The organism is Xanthomonas sp. NCPPB 4467 (assembly GCF_041475665.2).
Lineage (GTDB): Bacteria > Pseudomonadota > Gammaproteobacteria > Xanthomonadales > Xanthomonadaceae > Xanthomonas > Xanthomonas dyei.
In genome coordinates, this window is sequence record NZ_CM191260.1 from 4,269,917 (window position 1) to 4,289,609 (window position 19,693).

Annotated in this window: 18 protein-coding genes, 1 other RNA gene and 2 pseudogenes; 12 read left to right on the forward strand and 9 right to left on the reverse strand. The window is 65.4% G+C overall.

Annotated elements, in window-relative coordinates; all coding sequences use genetic code 11:
• Nucleotides 1–61: 61 nt before the first annotated feature.
• Together ACCQ06_RS18515 and ACCQ06_RS18520 are read right to left on the reverse strand one after the other, a co-directional pair.
• The gene (locus tag ACCQ06_RS18515; RefSeq protein ID WP_316688675.1) at nucleotides 62–2,245 is read right to left on the reverse strand and encodes a TonB-dependent siderophore receptor; all 2,184 of its coding nucleotides are present in this window, start codon (nucleotides 2,243–2,245) and stop codon (nucleotides 62–64) included.
• A gap of 425 nt (nucleotides 2,246–2,670) precedes the next feature.
• The gene (locus ACCQ06_RS18520) at nucleotides 2,671–3,447 is read right to left on the reverse strand and encodes a polysaccharide deacetylase family protein (protein WP_228324978.1); all 777 of its coding nucleotides are present in this window, start codon (nucleotides 3,445–3,447) and stop codon (nucleotides 2,671–2,673) included.
• Between the two features lie 60 nt (nucleotides 3,448–3,507).
• On the opposite strand from ACCQ06_RS18520, the gene grxD reads away from it, so the two are divergent.
• Both grxD and ACCQ06_RS18530 read left to right on the forward strand, forming a co-directional pair.
• Complete coding sequence (gene grxD / locus ACCQ06_RS18525) at nucleotides 3,508–4,434, forward strand: Grx4 family monothiol glutaredoxin (protein WP_104615360.1); 927 nt, start codon at nucleotides 3,508–3,510, stop codon at nucleotides 4,432–4,434.
• A 97-nt stretch (nucleotides 4,435–4,531) separates the two neighbouring features.
• Nucleotides 4,532–5,401 carry a hypothetical protein gene (locus ACCQ06_RS18530; protein WP_316688676.1) on the forward strand — a complete coding sequence of 290 codons (870 nt, stop codon included), beginning with the start codon at nucleotides 4,532–4,534 and terminating at the stop codon, nucleotides 5,399–5,401.
• 96 nt (nucleotides 5,402–5,497) lie between these two features.
• Here ACCQ06_RS18530 and ACCQ06_RS18535 read toward each other — a convergent pair whose 3' ends face one another.
• Nucleotides 5,498–6,058 carry a DUF924 family protein gene (locus ACCQ06_RS18535; protein WP_316688677.1) on the reverse strand — a complete coding sequence of 187 codons (561 nt, stop codon included), beginning with the start codon at nucleotides 6,056–6,058 and terminating at the stop codon, nucleotides 5,498–5,500.
• Nucleotides 6,059–6,198: 140 nt separating this feature from the next.
• Between ACCQ06_RS18535 and ACCQ06_RS18540 the strand changes: the two genes are divergently transcribed.
• The 6 genes from ACCQ06_RS18540 (at nucleotide 6,199) to ACCQ06_RS18565 (ending at nucleotide 11,274) form a co-directional block, all read left to right on the forward strand.
• Nucleotides 6,199–7,596, forward strand: a complete 1,398-nt coding sequence (locus tag ACCQ06_RS18540; RefSeq protein ID WP_316688678.1) for an amidohydrolase — start codon at nucleotides 6,199–6,201, stop codon at nucleotides 7,594–7,596.
• Complete coding sequence (locus ACCQ06_RS18545) at nucleotides 7,593–8,873, forward strand: amidohydrolase family protein (RefSeq protein ID WP_316688679.1); 1,281 nt, start codon at nucleotides 7,593–7,595, stop codon at nucleotides 8,871–8,873. The genes ACCQ06_RS18540 and ACCQ06_RS18545 overlap by 4 nt, the downstream gene beginning before the upstream one ends.
• Nucleotides 8,874–9,137: 264 nt before the next feature.
• Nucleotides 9,138–9,719: a hypothetical protein gene (locus ACCQ06_RS18550; protein ID WP_104615365.1), complete on the forward strand. Its 582-nt coding sequence runs from the start codon at nucleotides 9,138–9,140 to the stop codon at nucleotides 9,717–9,719.
• Nucleotides 9,716–10,135 carry a ribosomal maturation YjgA family protein gene (locus ACCQ06_RS18555; protein WP_228324973.1) on the forward strand — a complete coding sequence of 140 codons (420 nt, stop codon included), beginning with the start codon at nucleotides 9,716–9,718 and terminating at the stop codon, nucleotides 10,133–10,135. Before ACCQ06_RS18550 ends, ACCQ06_RS18555 begins: the two co-directional genes overlap by 4 nt.
• Before the next feature lie 19 nt (nucleotides 10,136–10,154).
• Nucleotides 10,155–10,910, forward strand: coding sequence for a hypothetical protein (locus ACCQ06_RS18560; RefSeq protein WP_316688680.1), 756 nt, complete (start codon nucleotides 10,155–10,157; stop codon nucleotides 10,908–10,910).
• Between the two features lie 22 nt (nucleotides 10,911–10,932).
• Nucleotides 10,933–11,274, forward strand: a complete 342-nt coding sequence (locus ACCQ06_RS18565) for a hypothetical protein (protein WP_104615426.1) — start codon at nucleotides 10,933–10,935, stop codon at nucleotides 11,272–11,274.
• A 214-nt stretch (nucleotides 11,275–11,488) separates the two neighbouring features.
• Here the strand turns inward: ACCQ06_RS18565 and ACCQ06_RS18570 are convergent.
• Nucleotides 11,489–11,564, reverse strand: a non-coding RNA gene (locus tag ACCQ06_RS18570) — sX9 sRNA.
• 74 nt (nucleotides 11,565–11,638) lie between these two features.
• On the opposite strand from ACCQ06_RS18570, the gene ACCQ06_RS18575 reads away from it, so the two are divergent.
• On the forward strand, nucleotides 11,639–13,240 hold the full coding sequence (locus ACCQ06_RS18575; protein ID WP_228323509.1) for a rhamnogalacturonan lyase B N-terminal domain-containing protein: 1,602 nt from the start codon (nucleotides 11,639–11,641) through the stop codon (nucleotides 13,238–13,240).
• Nucleotides 13,241–13,433: 193 nt separating this feature from the next.
• Here the strand turns inward: ACCQ06_RS18575 and ACCQ06_RS18580 are convergent, their stop codons facing one another.
• Together ACCQ06_RS18580 and ACCQ06_RS18585 are read right to left on the reverse strand one after the other, a co-directional pair.
• Nucleotides 13,434–14,225, reverse strand: coding sequence for a GH12 family glycosyl hydrolase domain-containing protein (locus tag ACCQ06_RS18580; RefSeq protein ID WP_425611859.1), 792 nt, complete (start codon nucleotides 14,223–14,225; stop codon nucleotides 13,434–13,436).
• A 362-nt stretch (nucleotides 14,226–14,587) separates the two neighbouring features.
• Nucleotides 14,588–15,403, reverse strand: a complete 816-nt coding sequence (locus ACCQ06_RS18585; RefSeq protein WP_104615369.1) for a GH12 family glycosyl hydrolase domain-containing protein — start codon at nucleotides 15,401–15,403, stop codon at nucleotides 14,588–14,590.
• Nucleotides 15,404–15,980: 577 nt separating this feature from the next.
• On the opposite strand from ACCQ06_RS18585, the gene ACCQ06_RS18590 reads away from it, so the two are divergent.
• Nucleotides 15,981–16,925: a DegV family protein gene (locus ACCQ06_RS18590; RefSeq protein WP_228323512.1), complete on the forward strand. Its 945-nt coding sequence runs from the start codon at nucleotides 15,981–15,983 to the stop codon at nucleotides 16,923–16,925.
• Nucleotides 16,926–17,011: 86 nt separating this feature from the next.
• Nucleotides 17,012–17,350, forward strand: coding sequence for a hypothetical protein (locus ACCQ06_RS18595; protein ID WP_170068584.1), 339 nt, complete (start codon nucleotides 17,012–17,014; stop codon nucleotides 17,348–17,350).
• Nucleotides 17,351–17,416: 66 nt separating this feature from the next.
• On the opposite strand, the pseudogene ACCQ06_RS18600 reads toward ACCQ06_RS18595, so the two are convergent.
• A pseudogene (locus ACCQ06_RS18600) lies at nucleotides 17,417–17,740 on the reverse strand (EamA/RhaT family transporter); the annotation flags it as partial.
• Between ACCQ06_RS18600 and ACCQ06_RS18605 the strand changes: the two are divergent.
• Nucleotides 17,708–17,833: pseudogene (locus tag ACCQ06_RS18605) on the forward strand (PLP-dependent aminotransferase family protein); the annotation flags it as partial. The pseudogenes ACCQ06_RS18600 and ACCQ06_RS18605 sit on opposite strands and share 33 nt — an antisense overlap.
• A gap of 332 nt (nucleotides 17,834–18,165) precedes the next feature.
• Here the strand turns inward: ACCQ06_RS18605 and fghA are convergent.
• Nucleotides 18,166–18,996 carry an S-formylglutathione hydrolase gene (fghA, locus tag ACCQ06_RS18610; RefSeq protein WP_316688681.1) on the reverse strand — a complete coding sequence of 277 codons (831 nt, stop codon included), beginning with the start codon at nucleotides 18,994–18,996 and terminating at the stop codon, nucleotides 18,166–18,168.
• Between the two features lie 58 nt (nucleotides 18,997–19,054).
• Nucleotides 19,055–19,630, reverse strand: a complete 576-nt coding sequence (gene gfa, locus ACCQ06_RS18615; protein WP_316692681.1) for an S-(hydroxymethyl)glutathione synthase — start codon at nucleotides 19,628–19,630, stop codon at nucleotides 19,055–19,057.
• Nucleotides 19,631–19,693: the final 63 nt, after the last annotated feature.

A 19,693-nucleotide genomic window follows, 5' to 3' on the forward strand; every position in this document is an offset into this window, starting at 1 on the left:
CGCCGTCTGCATGCACCGTCTCCAGCGCTGATGCGTGCTTTGGACGCACGCAAGGTGTTCACTAGAACTTCCAGGACAACGTCAGTTCCACATCGCGTGGGTCGCCGTAAATCAACTGGCTCTGGTAGACGATGTTGGCGTAGTAACGCCGGTCGAACAGATTGCGCACATTGAGTTGCGCCGACCAGTTCTGAGTGATGTCGTAGCGCGCCATCGCAGTGGCCAGCACCACGCTGCCCTGGGTCAGCCGCTGCGTCGTGCCTTGCGGCCCCGCCATCAGCTCGTGGATGGCCGACTGCCAGCTCAACCCACCGCCGAGCCGCCACGGCCCGGTCTGCCAGCTGGTGAACAACGTGGCTTCGCGGCGCGGGCTGGTCGGGTTGACGTCCACACCACTGGCATCATTGGCATCGAACTGGGCAAACCCGAACGCGATGCGCCATTGCTCTGACAGCTGCCCATCGAGCTGGAACTCCACGCCTTGGCTGACCGTGCCCTTGGCGGCGAGATAGGCCTGGGTGGTAGTGCCCGGCACCAGTTGCCCCGGATCGTTGACGGCCAGGTTGTCCTGCTCGATGCGGAACAGCGCCACTGCGGCATTGAGCTGGCCGCCGAGATACTCGCCCTTGGCGCCGACTTCGTAGCTGTTGCCTTCCAGAGGGGCGAGAGAGCGGCCACCACGGTCGCGGTTGTTCTGTGGTTTGAAGATGCCGGTGTAGCTGGCATACAGCGAATGGCGATCGTCCACATCGAAGATCAGACCAGCGTACGGCGTGGTACGGCCGCGGCGCTCGTACGAATTGGCCGGTACAAGCTGGTCGGTATTTTTCCAGTCGGTGATGCGTGCACCGAGAATCGCCTTCAAGGTATCGCTGAGCTGGAAACGTCCGGCCGCATAGGCGGCGACCTGACGCACATCGCGGTCTTCGCCCTTGGTCAGCGCGCTCCACTGCGGTTGCGCCATCGTGCCGGTCCAGGCGTAGACGCTTTCCGCGGCCAACGGTTGCAGCGGCGCGTTGGACCAGCTGCGCACGTTGCGATGCATCCAAGTGGCGCCGGCCACAAGCTCGTGCTCGCGACCCCACAGCGTCAGCGGCACCGTGGCGTAGGCATCCAGACTGTTCTGCGCACTCAGTGCGGGATAGCGGCCACCAAAGTTGCTGGCAAGGCCCAGGCCGGTGTCCCTGTCCGGGTAATCAAGGTAGCCGAACAGCACCGATTTCCAATCGGCCTCGAAACGCTGATGCGAATACTCCACGTGTAGCTGCGCACCGTTGTCGAAACGATGGGTCAGCCCGGCGAACGCATTGGTGGTGTCGGCCACGCCGCGCGCCCAGCGCGGAGTGAACGAATCCGAGCGCGCAAAATTCGTGCGACTGCCATCGCTAAAGTACGCCGGCACCCCACCCCAGGTGGTACCGCGACCGTCGTTGCGCTGTTTGTTGATGCCGATGTAACCGCTGGTGGCATTGCTGAAATCGGCATCGACAATGCCGTAGAACAACGACGATTGCTTGCTGTAGTAATCGCGAAACGACTGTTTGTCTTCGTAACTGGTCACCACCCGACCACGCACGTTGCCTGCCGTGTTCAATGGCGATTGCAGGTCGACGGTGCCGCGATAGCGGTCCCAGCGCCCTGCCGACAGATCCACACGACCGGTGAACGCATCGCTGTCGGCATGCTTGCGCAGCAGATCGATCGACGCGGCCGGGCTGCCCGCACCAGAGGTCAGCCCATTGGCCCCACGGACGATCTCGACACGGTCGTAGATGGCCATGTTCTGCTGTACATCGCCGGTGTAGTCGGTGGGAATGCCATCGATGCGGTAGTAATCCACCTCGAAGCCGCGGGCGGTGATGTAGGTGCGCTCGGTGTCCCAAGTGGGAGAGTTGAAGCCGGCCACGGTGTCGGTGACGTCCTGCAGCGATTGTAGATTGCGGTCGATGATCTGCTGGCGCGTCACCACCACCACCGACTGCGGCGTGTCGCGCAACGACAGTTCCAGCTTGGTCGAACTGCGCGCAATGCTGGCGGTATAGGCGTCGGTACTTTCGGTGGCGGCACTGCGTTGCGCCAGGATCTGCATGCGATCCAGATCCACCGGATCGCTGGTATTCGCCTGCGCGGCGGCCAGCGCGGGCCACGCATAGGCCAGCGCCAACAAAGACCGCGTCATCCCGGCGCGCGGCACACTCAGATCCACACGCACAGCGGCGCGCACGAAAGCGGGGCGATAGAACATGGTGTCGGCCTCATGATCGAAAACTGCCGTCGATGACGGCGACTGAGGCTGGCGCGGTCACACCGTGCACGGTGCGGCCCAATAGCTGGCTGGGGCGCGCATGGTCGATCCGGGCCAGAGCGCTGTCAATAGAGGCGTATGTCGGATGCTCTGCAATCCACGGCAAAAGTGCTGTTCCGCGTACCCGAAGTAACGAGCAGGCGCGCGGCAATACGCACATCAGTTTGGGCCGACGCCGCCGCGTGTCACGCCATGACTGACGGCCTCGGACAGTCCATCCACGCGCACGGGACAGGTGGCCGTTATGCCTGGCTGGCCGCGCTTGGTTGCAGCAAAGGTCACGCAAATTGACGCCGTAGGCGATGCACCGCCTGCATTCCGATCGCAAGTCCGCTGCAGCGCGCGCGACATCCGCGCGCGTCACCTCAATCCGGGCGCCGCCCCACCAGCCCACGCAACCGTATCGCCTCCAGCACGCCACGCAGGATGGTCAGGTTATGGCCGTGCGCGGCGCCTTCGTGCAGCAGCACGATCGCGCCGGGGCGCAGGTCGCGCACGATCCGCGCCACAGTGGCGTCCGGTTCGCAACGCACACCGTCGAAGCCGCGTGCGCTCCAGGCCACGCGGGTCAGCCCGTGCGCACGCAGCGGCGAGGCGACGAAGGGGTTGGTCATGCCGACCACCGAGCGGTACAGCCGCGGCGCCTGCCCGGTGATACTGGCCAGGGTGCGCTGCGCCAGGCCGATTTCCTGCGCCATGCGGCGCGGCCCCAATGCCCAGAACCAGGCCTGCGGATGGGTATGGCTGTGGTTGCCGATACCGTGCCCGCGGCGCACGATCTCGCGCACCAGCTCCGGCCGCTGCTCGGCGCGCGCGCCGACCACAAAGAAGGTGGCCTTGGCATCGTAGGCATCGAGCAGTTCGAGCATGGCCGGGGTGTCGTCGGACGGGCCATCGTCGATGGTCAGCCACACCTGCGGCGCGCGACCCGGCAATCGCGCCAGCACCGGCGCGTACAAGCGTGCGCGCGGCAGAAAGACCGGCACCACGAACAGTGCATGCGACAGCAGCAGCGCCGGCAGGCCCCAGGCCCATCCCAGATGCCACCACAGCACCGCCACCGCCAGCTGCGAGAGGGCAAGCAAGCCCACCCAGCGGTAGGGGTGGGAGGGGATGCGATACAGCGTTTCCGGCGTGGTCATGCCGCATGATGCCACGCGGCGTAGAATGCCCAGTCTCCACGCTCTCACCGAAGTGCTGCCATGTCCCTCGACCCCGCCCTGCGTTCCCGTATCGATACGCTGCTGCAATCCAGCCGCGTGGTGCTCTTCATGAAAGGCCAGCCCAGCATGCCGCAGTGCGGTTTTTCGGCCAAGGCAATCGGCGTGCTGGACGGGCTGGGCATCGACTATGCCCACGTCAACGTGCTGGCCGACCAGGAGATCCGCGAGGGCATCAAGGCCTACGGCGACTGGCCGACCATTCCGCAGCTGTACGTGGATGGCGAGTTGATCGGCGGCAGTGACATCATTTTGCAGATGGCAGACAGCGGCGAGCTGAGCACGATGCTCGGCCTGCAGGCGCCGGATCGCAGCCCGCCGAAGATCACCATCACCCCGGCCGCAGTGGACATGCTCAAGGGCGCGCTGGCCGATGCCCCGGATGCGTCGCTGACGCTGGCCATCGATGCGAACTTCCAGCCGAACTTCCAGCTGGCGCCGACCAACCCGAACGCCATCGCGGCCGAATCCAACGGCCTGCGCGTGCAGTTCGATCTGGCCAGCGCACGTCGCGCCGAGGGCATCACCATCGACTGGGTGGACGACATCCGTGGCCGTGGCCTGGCCATCGACAATCCCAACGCGCCCAAGCCGGTGCAGGAGCTGTCGGTGCGCGATGCCGACGACCGCCTCAAGGCCGGCAGCCTGACCCTGGTGGATGTCCGTCCGGCCGACGAACGTGCACTGGCGACGGTCAATGCACCGTTCCGCACCCTGGATGCGCACGAGCGCCAGGCGATCGAACAACTGCCCAAGGACACCCCGCTGGCGTTCCTGTGCCATCGCGGCGGGCGCAGCCTGCAAGCGGCCGAGCATTTCCGCGGGCTGGGCTTCAGCAACGTCTACAACGTCACCGGCGGCATCGACGCCTGGTCGGACGAGGTGGACAACGGCGTGGCGAAATACTGAGCGCGGCCAGGCGCGCCACGCACCACTGCATACCGAAACGGGCGCTCCATGGAGCGCCCGTTTTTTCATGGATCAACACCTACAAGGACTTCGCTACATGCAAACCCGTCTGATCGCGCTCGCCCTGGCCGCCCTGTTGCCGCTGGCCGCACAGGCCGCCGAACCCACCCGCGCTGTGCTGCTGGTGCAGACCTACGACAGCCAGCCGTCCGAGGATCCGCTGGAATACATTCCGGTGTGGCTGGGCAAGACCGTGGCCAAAGATTCCACCCTGCCCAAGTCGCTGCTGAGCCAGCCGCTGCAGGCCTTCGATAACGGTGTCTCCACCGCCAACGTGCGGCTTGCTGCACTGACCGTGGACGACAACAGCATGTGCGGCGGCACCGCGAAACTGCGCTTGACGGGCAACCCCGCGCTGTCGCACTCGCCGCTGTTGTCGACGGTGGATCTGAATCCGGGCAAGCGTTTCGCCGGCCGCACCGCCACCGCTGCCGAACAGACCGAGTTGCTGCGTCAGGCCGGCGACACCGCGCAGTTGCGCAAGACCGTCAAGCCGGCGGAATTGGCCAAAGCGCTGGCGGCCTTCGCTGCGGACCGTGCGCAGGACACGGCATCGTTGCAGATCGTGACCGATGCACAGCAGCCGCAGCGGCGCGTGGCGGTGCTCACCTCCAACCACCCGACCAAGACCGGCAACCCGGACAATCCGACCGGCGTGCTCGTCGTGCTGGCGATCTTCGAACACGACGGCAACCGCTGGCAGTTCCGCAGCGGCAGCGCGGCCAGCGGCTGCGACGATTGCGAAGACCTGCCGCTGCGCACGCACCTGCTGCAGTTCGGCGATATCGACGGCAACGGCACGCTCGACTTCGTGCTGTCCGAGAGCGGCTACGAAAGCTACGGCTTCTCTCTGCTGCTCGGCGAAGGCACCGGCTGGCGCTCGGAAGGATTGCCGGGCGGCTGCTGATCGGGTTGCCGCCACCTGCGCGCTGCCGGTTGCGGCATCGCGCATCGGCGCAGACGCAGCATCCACATGCGTGGCGCAGACACGCCACGCCAGTGATTAACCGGCAAATCCACCTTCATCGAGAAATTGCTGCTCTTCGGCGGTGGTCTCGCGTCCCAGCACCGTATTGCGGTGCGGAAAGCGGCCAAAGCGCTGGATGATCTGCTGATGCTCCGCCGCCCAGCGCGTGGCTTCGGCATCGTCCAGTGCAGCGGTCAGCTGCATGGCGCGCGCCTGCTCCTGCAGATCCTCTGCGTGCCCGAACGGCAGATAGAAAAACAGCCGTAATTGCGCCGAGACCTGTTGATCGAACCCCCGTTCGAGCGCCTGCTTGGCGTAACGCAACGCCAGTCCGTCGGTGGCGTAGGCGTGCGCACTGCCCCGGAACGCATTGCGCGGGAATTGATCCAGCAGAATCAACAGCGCCAGTGCGTCTTCGGCACGCGCCATCCAGTCCGCGTAGTCGCCGCGGGCGGCGGCAAAATGCTGCTCGCTGAAGTGCTGGCGAAAGTTGGCATCGAACGCATCGTTATGCGTGAACCAGCGCGCGGAGCCGGCCAGTTCCCAGAAGGCCAGTACCACATCGGCCTGTTTGTTGCGCTCTGTTTTGGCAATCATCGACGTTCCCCCTGACGAATACGGCACAGCATGCACGTGCGCATGTGATGAGGCCACTGCTCCCCGACGTCCAGCACTTGGCAAGCACGGCGCTGGCGGCTAGGTTTGCGGCCTACGCTTTCGTTTCACCGGGGAAATCCATGCGTTCCATTCTGTTCGCCGCCCTTGGCGCGGCGCTGCTGTGCGGACCTGCGTCTGCGGCATCGCGGTTTGTGCAAGACCCCTACCCCAGCACCTACCACGCGCTCGCGTCCGGTCCGGTGCTGATCCAGCACGCCACGGTACTGACCGGCACCGGGCAGCGGCTGGACGATGCCGACGTACTGCTGCGCGACGGCAAGGTGGCCGCGGTGGGCCGCGCACTTCAAGCGCCCGCCGACGCGCGCCGCATCGATGGCACCGGCAAGTGGGTCACCCCCGGCATCATCGACGTGCACTCGCATCTGGGCGTGTATCCCAGCCCAGGCGTCAGCGCGCATAGCGATGGCAACGAGATGACCGCACCGGTCACGCCCAACGTGTGGGCCGAACATTCGATCTGGCCGCAGGACCCGGGCTTCGGCACCGCGCTGGCCGGCGGCATCACCTCGCTGCAGATCCTGCCGGGCTCAGCCAATCTGATCGGCGGGCGCGGCGTCACGCTCAAGAACGTGGCCTCCACCACTTACCAGGGCATGAAGTTTCCCGGCGCGCCGTGGGGTCTGAAGATGGCCTGCGGCGAAAACCCCAAGCGCGTCTACGGCGAAAAGGGCGGGCCCGCCACCCGCATGGGCAATGTGGCCGGCTACCGCGCCGCGTTCATCGATGCGGCCGAGTATCTGCAGAAGAACGCACCGAAAAAGACCACCAAGAAGCGCCACTGGTGGAGCAGCGGCGGCGACAACGACAGCAGCGGCGATGCCGGCGGCAAACGCGACCTCAAACTCGACACGCTGGCCGGCGCCATCAACGGCGATATCCGCGTGCACATCCATTGCTACCGCGCCGACGAAATGGCGACCATGCTCGACCTGTCCAAGGAATTCGGCTTCCACATCACCGCCTTCCACCACGGCGTGGAGGCCTACAAGTTGGCCGACCGGCTGGCGCAGGAAAACGTCTGCGGTGCGCTGTGGGCCGATTGGTGGGGCTTCAAGATGGAAGCCTTCGACGGCATCCAGGAAAACATCGCCATGGTCGACCGCCCGGCCAATAGCTGCGCCATCGTGCATTCGGATTCGGAAGAAGGCATCCAGCGCTTGAACCAGGAGGCCGCCAAGGTGATCGCCAACGCGCGCCGCAGCGGCACCGAGATTGCACCCGAGCGCGCGATCCGCTGGCTCACCAGCAACGCCGCCAAGGCGCTGGGCATCGAGAAGCAAACCGGCGCACTGGAGCCGGGCAAGATGGGCGATGTGGTGGTGTGGAACGGCAATCCCTTCAGCTCCTACGCGTTGGCCGAACAGGTGTATATCGACGGCGCGCAGGTCTACGACCGGCATAACCGCGCCCTGCAGCCGGTGTCGGACTTCATGCTGGGCCAGGAGGTGGCACGATGAGCCGCGCCTGGTTCGCACGCCCGCGTCTGCGCGCGTTGAGCGCGCTGGTCATGGCCGCGCTGGCACTGCCTGCCGTCGCACAGCAGGTGCTGATCCGCGATGCCACCGTGCACACCGCCACCGCGCGGGGCACGCTGCAACACACCGATGTGCTGGTGCAAAACGGCGTGATCCGCGCGATCGGCAGCAACCTCGCCGCGCCTGCCGATGGCCGCGTGGTCGATGCCAAGGGACGCCCGCTGACGCCGGCCTTGTTCGGCGGTATCACCGAGATCGGTATCGAAGAAGTGTCCGGCGAAGACAGCACCGTGGACAGCGGCCTGAAGCTGGCCGAGCAACCGATGCGCCCCGAGTTCGACGTCACCCTGGCCTACAACCCCGACTCGGTGCTGGTGCCGGTAGCGCGCCTGGAAGGCATCGGCTTCACCGCGCTCGGCGCCACCACCAGTGGTGCTTTCATCGCCGGCCAGGGCGGCATCGTGCGACTGGACGGTAGCCCGGACCCGGTCGGCCCGCATGCGTTGTTCATCCGGATTGGCGCGGCAGCATCCGATCTCACCGGCAGCTCGCGTGCAGCGCAATGGATGCTGCTCGATCAGCTGGTGGCCGAAGCGCGCGGCCGCGTGCCGGCCGATTCGCCGCATGCCTTGCTGACCCCGATGGGCCGCAGCGTGCTGGCCAAGTATCTGGCCGGGCAAGGTCGCATCGTGGTGCAAGTGGAACGCGCCGCCGACATCCGTCAGTTGTTGCGCTGGGCGCAGCGCGAGAAGGTGCGCATCGCCATCGCCGGTGGCGCCGAAGCGTGGAAGCTGGCGCCGCAACTGGCGCAGGCCAAGGTGCCGGTATTGGTGAACGCCTTGGCGGATCTGCCGGCGACCTTCGATCAGATCGGCGCCACGCTGGAAAACGCTGCGCGCCTGCGCGCCGCTGGTGTGGAGGTCAGCTTCACCCAGAGCGGCGATGCCTCGCACAACGCGCGCAAGCTGCGCCAGCTGGCCGGCAATGCGGTGGCCAATGGCCTTCCGTGGGACTCCGGCCTGGCCGGGCTGACCCGCGTGCCTGCGGAGATCTTCGGCGTGGCCGATCGTATCGGCAGCATTGCGGTGGGCAAGCAGGCCGATCTGGTGCTCTGGGAAGGCGACCCGCTGGATGTGGCGCATTACGCCGAGCAGGTGTGGCTGGGCGGGCACGAGATGCCGATGCGCTCGCGTCAGACCGAACTGCGCGACCGCTACATGCAGCAGGCTGGACCGCTACCGCGTGCGTATCTGAAATAAGACCAGCGAACACAACCACTGGGCGGCTGCAATGCCGGCACGGTCGGCGCTCTGAATCGACATGTACGGCTCGTACACTGCGATTTCTTCCGCGCCGGCTACGCTGGCGCTGAGACTCGCTTGCTCGCCTCAGCTGCTCCCAGTGCTGCCTGTGTCGGTGCGAGCGTGTATAGCAATGGTTTCGCCAGCGCAGGCCTGCGCATGCGTCGGCCTGCGCATCCACCCTTGCCGGCAGCGTGCCGGCATCACTCGCAAGGACTGCCGATGCGCCTGCCGCGCCGCCTGATGCCATCCATCATCGCTGCCTCCCTGGGCTTGATGCCGCTCTCTAGCATGGCGCAATCGGGATGGATCAACGCGCAGGGCGACTCGGTTGCAGAATCGCCCAGCCGCAAGACCGTGCAAGACATGGGCGCCGGCCTGCTGCTGACCCCGGATGCGGACTGGCAACAGAAGTGGAACACGCCCAGCGACACCGCTCCGCATTTCAACGAGGCCGATCACGTCGCCACCGGCGACACGCTGTTCGTGCTGATTTTCCTGTCCAACCCGGGGCTGGATGCGCAACGGCGCGCCGATGTGGTGTGCAGCATCCGCGTCATCGACCCCACCGGGCATGCCGCGCAGAACACCGTCGATGCGCCGTGCCTGCAGACGCAGATCGAAGGCGACCCGCGGCATGTCTATCTGGCGCAGGTCAGTCTGGCCGTGCGTGCGGAAGCCAGCGACCCGCCCGGCCGCTGGCAGGTACAGGTCACCGTCAACGACCGCCAGCGCGGCGTCCTCATTCCGCTTATCAGCACCTTCACCATGGGCCGCCAGCGGCAGCCCGCAAAGACGCCATGAACACGCCGTCGTTGCGTGCGCGTGCGGGCTACGTGTTGGTGGCCGTTGCGCTGTTGCTGATCGAAGTGGCGATCGCTGCCGGATGGATCGGCGGTGCGTGGGTACGCGGCAGCCTGGGCGATGTGCTCGCCGTAGCGCTGGTCTACTGCGGCCTGCGCGGCGTGTTCGGCTGCCCGGCCCGATGGGCCTGCCTCCTGGCCATCGGTATCGGCTGCGCGATCGAAGGCTTGCAGGCCATCCATCTGGCCGACCGGCTCGGCCTGCGCCCAGGCAGTGCGGCCTACATCGCGCTCGGCAACACCGCAACGCTGCACGACGTGCTGATGTATGCCATCGGCGGCGTGATGTCCTTTGGCTGCGATGCGCTGTTGCGACCGCGTCAGCATGCAACGCCCGCAGCGCCGCTGGTCGATTGATCCCGTTTCCTGGAATGCCATGCCGACCCGTCTGTCTTCAACCATCGCTCGCCGCGCTGCCCTTGCCACCCTGCTTGCGCTGGGCGCCTGTGGTCGCGAAACCGGGTCTGCACCGCCATCGAGTGCCGGGGCGATCGCGGCTGCCGCCACGACGCCTACCCGCACAGCACTGACGCTGCACTGCGAAGATCTGGACGATGCAGCGCAGGAGGCCGCCGCCCTTGCCGCAGGCGCCGGCGATCGCGTGCGGCGTGTGGGCGCGCATCGGCTGGAAGTGGCAACCGATGCGGGCACGCAGGTGTTCACCGACAGCCCGCCCTACGATGCGCCGCTGGATGGCGCCGAGTACCGCTATTGCGATCGCCGCGATGCCTACGTGTTGCTGCATCACCGTGATGGCGACAGCTTTGCCGGCGTGTTGATCGACACCCGCAGCGGTAAACAGCTCCCCGGCGGCACCCAGGTGGTGATTTCGCCGGACCGCAGCCGCTATCTGGCCGTTGTACAAGTCGACGGTATGGACGGCGCGCAGTGGCGCGTCCTGGATTTCAACCAGCGCACGCTGATCACCACCACCAGCATGCTGCTCAGCCAGGATGCCACCACCGGTATCGCCGAACTGAGCGCGCCACAGTGGTTCGGCACGCAACTGCAGGCCACGGCAACCTGCCTGAGCGACGACACCCAGCACTGGCAGGTTCGTCTGGCCAACGCGCAAGGCGCATGGAACTGGCAGCCGCGCCGCGCCTGCGACGCCAGCGACGCAGGTCGGTGAGATGATATTTGCAGGCGGCGGATTGCGCTCGATTCAAAGCGTGGTGCTGCGCCAGGCGCCGGCCAATCTGCAGCGCGGGATCGAGGCGGTGGGCGGACGCCTCATCCTCACTGCCGACACGCTGCTGTTCCAGCCGCACGCGTTCAATGTGCAAACGCGTTCGCTTGCTGTCCCACTGCGCACCATCGTGTCGCTGCAACCGCGCTGGACCCGGCTGTTCGGGCTGCTGCCGGTGGCGCCGACATCGCTGGCCGTGCAGGTGGACAACGACGACGAGTACCGCTTTGTGATCGGCAAGCGCGACCAATGGATCGCCGCCATTACCAGCGCACGCGACGCGCTGAGCCAAGCCGAGCAGCCTTAAAACACCTGCCACCAAACGCAGTCATCGCAGTCATCGCAGTCATGCATCAACACCCCGTCTCCAGGTCGCAGTGCAAGCGTGACCCGCACTTAGATTCATGGCTGAAGTTTGAACCGGGTGCACGCTCTGCATCTTCGGCAGTCGCAGCACAGGTCGCGTCCGCCTAGCATCGCGCAGCGGCATCACGGCCACATCCTCCCCCTCAACTCTAAGCGGCCAACACAACGTAACGAGCAGTCGTCAGATGGGTGTGGACGGCGCGAAGGAACCGGAGTCGACGCGTGGCATATGCCGCACCGAGCACCGGCCGCGCCCACCTGGCGATGAGCACACTAGGTTTGTTAGCTGCTCCAAGGAACCGAACATGCTCCACTCCACCTTGCGCATGCTGGCATGCGCGCTGTGTCTGTACGGCGGCGTCAGCGCACCGGCCATGGCCGCCTTTGGATTCACCCGCAGCGGCGACCGCCTGGTGGTGGACACCGGCGCCGAGCTGGTGTTTTCGGTCAATGCCAACAACGGCGACATCGTGTCGATGCGCTACCGCGACAACGAGCTGCAGACCACCGAGTCCAAGGGCTCGCATATCGCCTCGGGCCTGGGCAGCGCCAGCGTGGACGCGCGCCTGGTGGACGGGGCGATCGTGGTGTCGGCCAAGGCCGGCGATCTGACCCAGTACTACATCGCACGCAAGGGCCGGAATGCGATCTACATGGCTACCTACGCACCGACCCTGCTGCCGGTGGGCGAACTACGCTTCGTCGCGCGCTTGAACGTCGCCAAGTTGCCCACCGCGCAGCAGGAGCCCGACTCCAATGTCGGTACCATGGTCGAAAGCGAAGACGTGTTTCTGCTACCGGATGGGCGCACCAGCTCCAAGTTCTATTCGGCGCGGCGCATGATCGACGATCAGGTGCATGGGGTCAGCGGCGCGGGGGTTGCAGTGTTCATGCTGATGGGCAACCGCGAGCGCAGTTCCGGCGGGCCGTTCTTCAAGGACATCGCCACGCAAAAAACCAGCGTGACGCATGAGCTCTACAACTACATGTATTCCGACCACACCCAGACCGAAGCGTTTCGCGGCGGCCTGCATGGCGTCTACGGTCTGCTGTTTACCGATGGCGGCGCACCGAGCAGTGCGCAGCTGAGCACCGACTTTGTCGATGCCACGTTGGGGGTGAGCGGCTATCTGGCCGACAGCGGGCGTGGTGCGGTGAGCGGGCGGGTCAGCGGCGTGCTGTCCGGCCAGCCGGCCGTAATCGGCCTGCGCAATGACCAGACGCAGTACTGGGCCACTGCCAACGGCAGCGGCGATTACCAGGTTACCGGCGTGCGCCCGGGCCGCTACCGCATGACGCTGTACCAGAACGAGCTGGAAGTAGCGCAACGCGATGTCGAAGTATTCGCCAATGCGACCGCGCAGGCGGCATTGCAGGCCGTGGTCTTGCCCGGCACGCTGAAATGGCAGATCGGTGTGCCCGACGGCACGCCGGCCGGATTTCGCCATGCCGACCTGCTGCCGCGCGCGCATCCTTCCGACACACGCATGCGCTGGGCGCCGGTCACCTACACCGTCGGGTCGAGCAGCGCGGTGAGTTTTCCGGCCGTACAGTGGCGCAGCATCAACACGCCAACCCGGATCGACTTCACCCTGGCGTCCAGCGAGGTTCGCGGCTATCGCCTACGGATTTTCGTGCCGCTGGCGCAGGTCAGCGCGCGCCCGCAGATTGCCGTCAACGCGCGCTGGAATGGCCCGCTTCCTGCCGCACCCAACCAGCCGAAGACGCGCGGCATCACCCGTGGCACCACGCGCGGCAACAACACGCTGTATGAGGTGGACATCCCCGCCTCGGCGCTGCAGGTCGGCAGCAACCGCATCGAGATCGGGCTTGCATCAGGATCTCCGGACAACGGCTACCTCAGCCCGGCGGTGGTGTTCGATAGCCTCCAGTTGGTGGCGCTCTAGATCCGTCGCGCGTGCTGGAAACACCTGCATGGCCACCACTGCGCGACTGCACGTGCAGTGGTGGACATGGTTCAAGTTGGCGTTGCCATCGCTGGATGCTGGCGCATCAGGCGTTGTGCGCAGCCCCCCGCGCTTGCAACGATGCATGCATCACCCATGTCATCGCAGATCGCATAGATGGCCAATGACGCGTCTACTTGGCCGCAATCGAGCCGCTCAGCGATACCTTCCCCATCCCGCCGGTGACCTCGAAACCGCCCTCCACCACCTCAAGATACAGATCGCTGCTGTAGCGGCCATCGCCACCGCGTAGCGCCTGCAATCTGGTCAAAAACGCCTTGACGTCCACATTGAGGTTGCCCTTGGCCGGAAGCGCGTTGCTGTTGCCGGCGCTGCCATGCGGGATGAAGGTGTAGACGTAGTAGCCAGCGGACGCGTTGTTGCCTTCCCACAGATCGTAGGTCACGCCGCCGGAGGTGAATGCATTGGACGCAGTCAGCGTGCCCAGCGGGTACGAATTATTGGCGCCCCAGATCATCACTTCCAGCTGCGGATCGCCCTTGCTGGTGTCCTTGCGAAAAAACAGATCGTAGGCAAAGTCGCCGGTCTGCCCGCTGCCGTTGGTGGTAAAGGCCAGCGTGCCGCTCAGGCTGCTCACCTTCGAGACCTGATGCGGAAAATAGCTGTCGGTGGCCGGGTTCATCGTGTAATGCCAGCCGCGGCAGATGGCCGGATAGCCGTACAACTGCCCACTGGGCAAGTTGTAGGAGATCGTCAGGCTGGGCGTGCTGCCGGAGCCGAAGGTCGCTTTGATGTTGTTGGTGTTGTCGTTGAAATTATTGTTGTAAGCGTATTGCGTGCCGTAGACCTTGGTCTCGCCGGTCGCGGCGCTGGCGCCGGCGGCAACCAGTACCAGGGCCAGTCCAGCGGCGCGCGGCAAAACGCCGCAACGCAGAGGCAAACGGAAACGAGCGTGCACGTGCATGAGGTGAACTCCGATGATGGGTGGGAGGGCCACGCGCGCCCTCTGGCAACACGCCAGCGGGTGGGCGATGACCGTGGACGCATCCGGCGCAATGACGCCTTCGCGCCACGCCGAATGCCCGCGCACTGACGGGGCGCGAACATGGCCATCCCTGCAGACCGATCACCGTGGCCTCATCCGATGTGCGGCGCATCCATTGCATGCGCCGCACAGACGACCACTTCATTGTTGAGATTCGAGTGAACCCGGCAGCAGTCTCCACCAAGTAGCGGCGCGCGCACGACGGCACATACCGTCAACGACACACCGCTGCGTGGACCGACCGCTGCGCTGGCGGTCCACGCACGACTCACCGGATGCGCTTACTTGGCATCCATCGTGGCGCTGACCTTGGCCCAGCCATTGCCGCGCACCACTTCAAACCCCGCTTCGGCCGCATGCAGATACATGCTGTTGCTGTAGCGGCCATCCTTGGAGCGGTTGTTCTGCAGCCAGGTCAAGAACGGCTTGGCATCGATGTTGAGATTGCCGCTGGTCTTGAGCGTCGGCTGGCCGGCGGTGCCGGTCGGGATGAAGGTGTACACGTAATAGCCGGCACCGGAGTTGAAGCCTTCCCACAGATCGAAGGTACGCCCGCCCGCAGTGATCACCTTGGTGGCGGTGACCGTGCCGATCGGCCAGGAGTTGTGGTCGCCCCAGATCATCACTTCCAGCTGCGGATTGCCCTTGGCGGTATCCCAGCGGAAGAAGATGTCGTAGGCAAAGTCGCCCGCCAGATTGGTGCCGCCGGCGCTGTAGTTGAACTTGAACGGGAGCGAGGAAATCGAGGAAATCTGTTTTGGGAACAACGTGTCGCTGGTCGGATTCCAGTCGTAGTGCCAGCCGCGCACGATCGCCGGATACCCATACAGGTTGTAGTCGGCGAAGTTGAAAGTGACGGTGAGCTCCGGCGTGGTACCGGTACCGAAGGTGCCCTGGATGATGTTGTTGGGATCGTTGAAATTATTGACCCACGCATAGTGGTTGCCAAAGATCTTGTACGGCCCAGCCAGTGCCGCCGGTGCCAGCGCCACCAGACCAATGGCCAGCGCGGCCTTCCACCAGCGCGATGCGCGCCGCCGTGTGGTGGGCGCCTGCGCACCGGTCAGTGTGAGGGTGTTGGATGGGGTGGTGTGCATGTTGACTCTCCATGGTGTTCAGCGCGGCGGCGCCAGTGCGGCGCCCCCGGGACCCGCCCTGCAGCGGTGCGGCCGACCCTAGCAGCGGCGCTGCGGCAGGAGCTATAGCGATTCCGGCAGGACAGCCGCGCCAAGCGCGATAGCGGGCGCTACCTTGCATCCCGAACGTGCCCTGGTCCTCAGTTCACACCCAACTTCCTGTCGGTCCGGCATGTACCGCTCAGGTGCGTGGCCTGGCGCCGCACGCCAATGGTGCAGAGCCACATGGTCGTGTGCTCGTACCGACCCGGGTAGCCGACGGCGGCGCTCGGCGGACGCGGCCGTCTGCCTCCTGGCTGCGGTGCACTGTCCCCGCCAGTCCAGCTGGACCGACGATGCCGTGTCCAATCTGCCCAAGCACCACACGCCCGACGCGCAGAGCACCACGGACATCGTGAAGCACCGCCCTTCGACAGACAGGTTTTGCGCCGCTTGCCCCGCACCGGCCCGGCCGGGCCGACCGCTGGCTCTACGCGCGGCGGCGGTTTTGCGATAGCGTTCGCAATTAGGAACGACGCAACAGCCGGAGGGGGCGACGATGCGCATCGGAATCGTGGTGGACAGTGCGTGCGATTTGCCGCAGGACTTCATCCAACGCAACAACGTGATCGTGCTGCCGATCAGCGTCCGTATCGGCGAGGCCGTGCTGGCCGATCATCGCGATGAAGAAGCCACGCTGAGTTTTCTGCAGGCGCATGTGGCCGAGCGTGGGCACGAAGCAGAGACCACACCGTTTTCGGTCAACCAGATCCGCGATCTGTTCCTGCAGCGCCTGGTCATCGATTACGACCACGTGTTCTGCCTGACCATCTCCAAGCTGCGCAGCCAGATCTACGACAATGCCATGCAGGCCAGCTTCGCGATCCTCAACGACTACAAGCCGATCCGTCAGGCCGCGGGGCACAGCTCGCCCTTCGCATTGCGCGTGATCGATACCTTGAACCTGTTTGCCGGCCAGGGCATCACCGCGGTGGAAGCGGTGCGCCTGCGCGAGCAGGGCCAGGGTGTTGCAGCGATCCGTACGCGCCTGGAGCAGCTGGCCGAGCACACCTATGGCTACATGATTCCGCGCGATCTGTATTACCTGCGCGCACGTGCACGCACCAAAGGCGATCGCAGCGTAGGCCTGATCGGCGCGGCGCTGGGCAGTGCGCTGGATATCAAGCCGGTGCTGCGTGCCTATCGCGGCGTCACCGAACCGGTGGCCAAGCTCAAGGGCTTCGAACCGTCGGCCGAGAAGCTGTTCGGCTTTACCGTGCGCAAGCTCCGCGAGGGCCTGATGACGCCCACCGTGTGCGTCGGCTATGGCGGCGAGCTGGCCGAGCTGCATGCCCTGCCCGGCTATGCCGCGTTGCAGGCCGCCTGCCAGAGCCATGGCGTGGACCTGTTCGAAAGCGTGATGAGCCTGACCGGCATGGTCAACGTGGGCAAGGGCGCGCTGGCGGTGGCCTTCGCCGCAGAACCGCATCGTTTTTCCGCCTGAAGCAAGCGCTTGGCGGCACATGGCCTTCGACGGCGTTCTCACCCGCCCTCGGCTAGTGTGCCGCCGTCATTCAACGGAGTGTGTCCATGCCTGTCAGCTACTCGATCAGCCTGCCCGACCCCAAGCTCGCCCGCGGCAGCGCGCCATCGGTGAGCTTCACCGCCAACGGCGCCGAGGCGTTCGCCGAACAGTTGCAGGCCGCACTGCGTGACCCGGCCTGGTTCGATCGCTGGCGCCAGCTACAGGCCGACCCGGACGAAGTGGATCCTGCGCTGGGCATCACCGATCCGTCGGCCACCGTCACCGGCAAGCAGGACGATCTGCGCATCGACCTGGTCGCCACCACCAGCATTCCCGGAGACCTGTTCAAACAGCGCATGCAAGCCCTGGCCGGCCACCACTGGCAAATGCGCGACGTGCGTTGACCCTGTGCGCCGCCACGCTGCATGCGTGGCGGCGCGCGGTCATGCCCGCGCCAATGCGCCGCGTGGTCAACGCCATTTGAGATTGACCGCCAGCGCGCCGAGCACGATCATCGCCAGACCCAGCCACTGCACCGGCACCACCGCCAGTGGCCGTTCGCGGCTGATACGCCGCGACATCAAGAGCGGCGCCGCCAGCAGGGTCAGCGCAATCCCGAACGGATAACCGCGATCGGCGCGATGCCACAACCGCGCCGGATCGGTCGAGCACGCCACGCCGACAAAGGCCAGCAGCGTCCAGCCCAGGTCGCTTCGGCGCGTGCGCTCGCCTTGCAGCACCGCCGCCAGGATCAGCATCGGCATCCGTATTCGAGCCGCAGTGACTACACCGATCACCTGCGCCTGAGCTGCGGCCAACCCTGGAGCGACCGCCTGGAAACAGCCATGCGCCACTTGGGCAGACTCGCTGCGCAGCAGCTGCGCTAGCCACCGGTCATGTCTGGCGAAAAGTGAGCGCACAAGCCCTTTTCCCGATGGGAGAAGGAAGTCGGACGCATCGTGCCGCGTCAAACCCCTCTCCCACCGGGAGAGGGGTTGGGGTGAGGGTGCGGTGCGAAGCCACTCACGCAATCACTCTCTGCACCGAGCTGCGCGCGTACCCTCACCCGCCCCTACGGGGCACATTCTCCCGATGGGAGAAGGGAACTACGCGCCAAGCGGCAGCAAATGGCGACCGCAACACATGCGGCAGGGTGCACATGCATCAACGGCGAGCGCATTCCGGAACACCGTCGCTTGCCACCGCAACAACAACACAATCAACCACGCAATGCCGCAGCATGATGCGCAATATGCTCGCCGATGAAGCTGGAGATGAAGTAATAGCTATGGTCGTACCCAGGCTGCATGCGCACGGTCACCGGATACGCCGCAGCCTTGGCCGCGTCTTCGAATAACCCGGTTTTCAGCTGATTTTCCAGAAATTCGTCCGCCCCGCCCTGATCGATCAACAGCGGCAAACGCTCCTGCGCCTGCGCGATCAACGCGGTGGCGTCATATGCCTTCCAGCTGTTGCGATCGTCGCCCAGATACTGCCCAAACGCTTTCTCGCCCCACGGCACCTGGCTGGGTGCCACGATGGGCGAAAATGCAGACACGCTGCGATAGCGCCCCGGGTTTTTGAGTGCGATGGTCAATGCGCCATGCCCGCCCATCGAGTGGCCGCTGATCGCGCGCGCACCGGTGGTGGCAAAGTGCGCTTCGATCAGCGCCGGTAATTCGTTCACCACGTAGTCGTACATGCGGTAGTGCGCAGCCCATGGCTGCTGCGTCGCATCGACGTAGAAACCGGCGCCCTTGCCGATGTCGTAGCCCTCTGCATCGGCCACATCGTCGCCACGCGGGCTGGTATCCGGCGCGACCAGAATCACCCCATGTTCGGCGGCATAGCGCTGCGCACCGGCCTTACTGATGAAGTTCTGCTCGGTGCAGGTCAGGCCGCTGAGCCAGTACAGCACCGGCAACGGACCAGCGGCCGCCTGCGGCGGCAGATACACGCCCACCTGCATGCTGCAACCCAGGCTCTGCGACTGATGCCGATACACATCCTGCCAACCGCCAAAACAGGCACGGTGTTCGATACGTTCCATGAAGATTCCTTACGAAGAGAAAACCCTGCGCCCGGAGACCGGGCGCAGGGTTGGACCATCAGTGCAACAAGCCCTTCTTGCGCGCCACCTGCGTCGACAGCGCATCCATCAACGCCGGCGACAGGCAGTCGTAGGGCGTCAACCCCAGCTCGGTCAGACGCGCGCGCACGCCATCCATCTGATCCGGCGGGGTGCCGGTTTCGATGATGGACGAGACGAATGCGGCAAAGCCCGGCGCCGACCACCCCTGCTGCTTGGACAGCTCGGTGTGCACGAAATCCAGCCCGTAGAACGCATGCTCCTTGTTCTCGATCCGGCCGATCAGGTGCACGCCGCATGCCGTGCAGGCGTGTCGCTGGATCGTCGCGCTTTCATCGACGATCTTCAGCTTTTCTCCGTGCGCCAGCACCTTGACCTTGTCGCGCGGCGCCACCGCAATCACGGAAAACGTCGCGCCCTCGGGTTTCCAGCATTTACTGCAGCCGCATGCGTGGTTGTGTGCGGTCTGCGCACCCACTTCCACCACCACCTTGTCGCTGGCGCAGTGGCATTCGAGGGTTCCCCCTTGAAAATTTTCTGCACCACCTCGCGCAACGCCACCATCTACCAAAGGATGAATCGACACGTTAGCCATCATGCCCCTCCCGGAGTCTCGGTCCCACGTGCGCGGAAGCGGCCGCGCGCCGCTCCTGGCCGT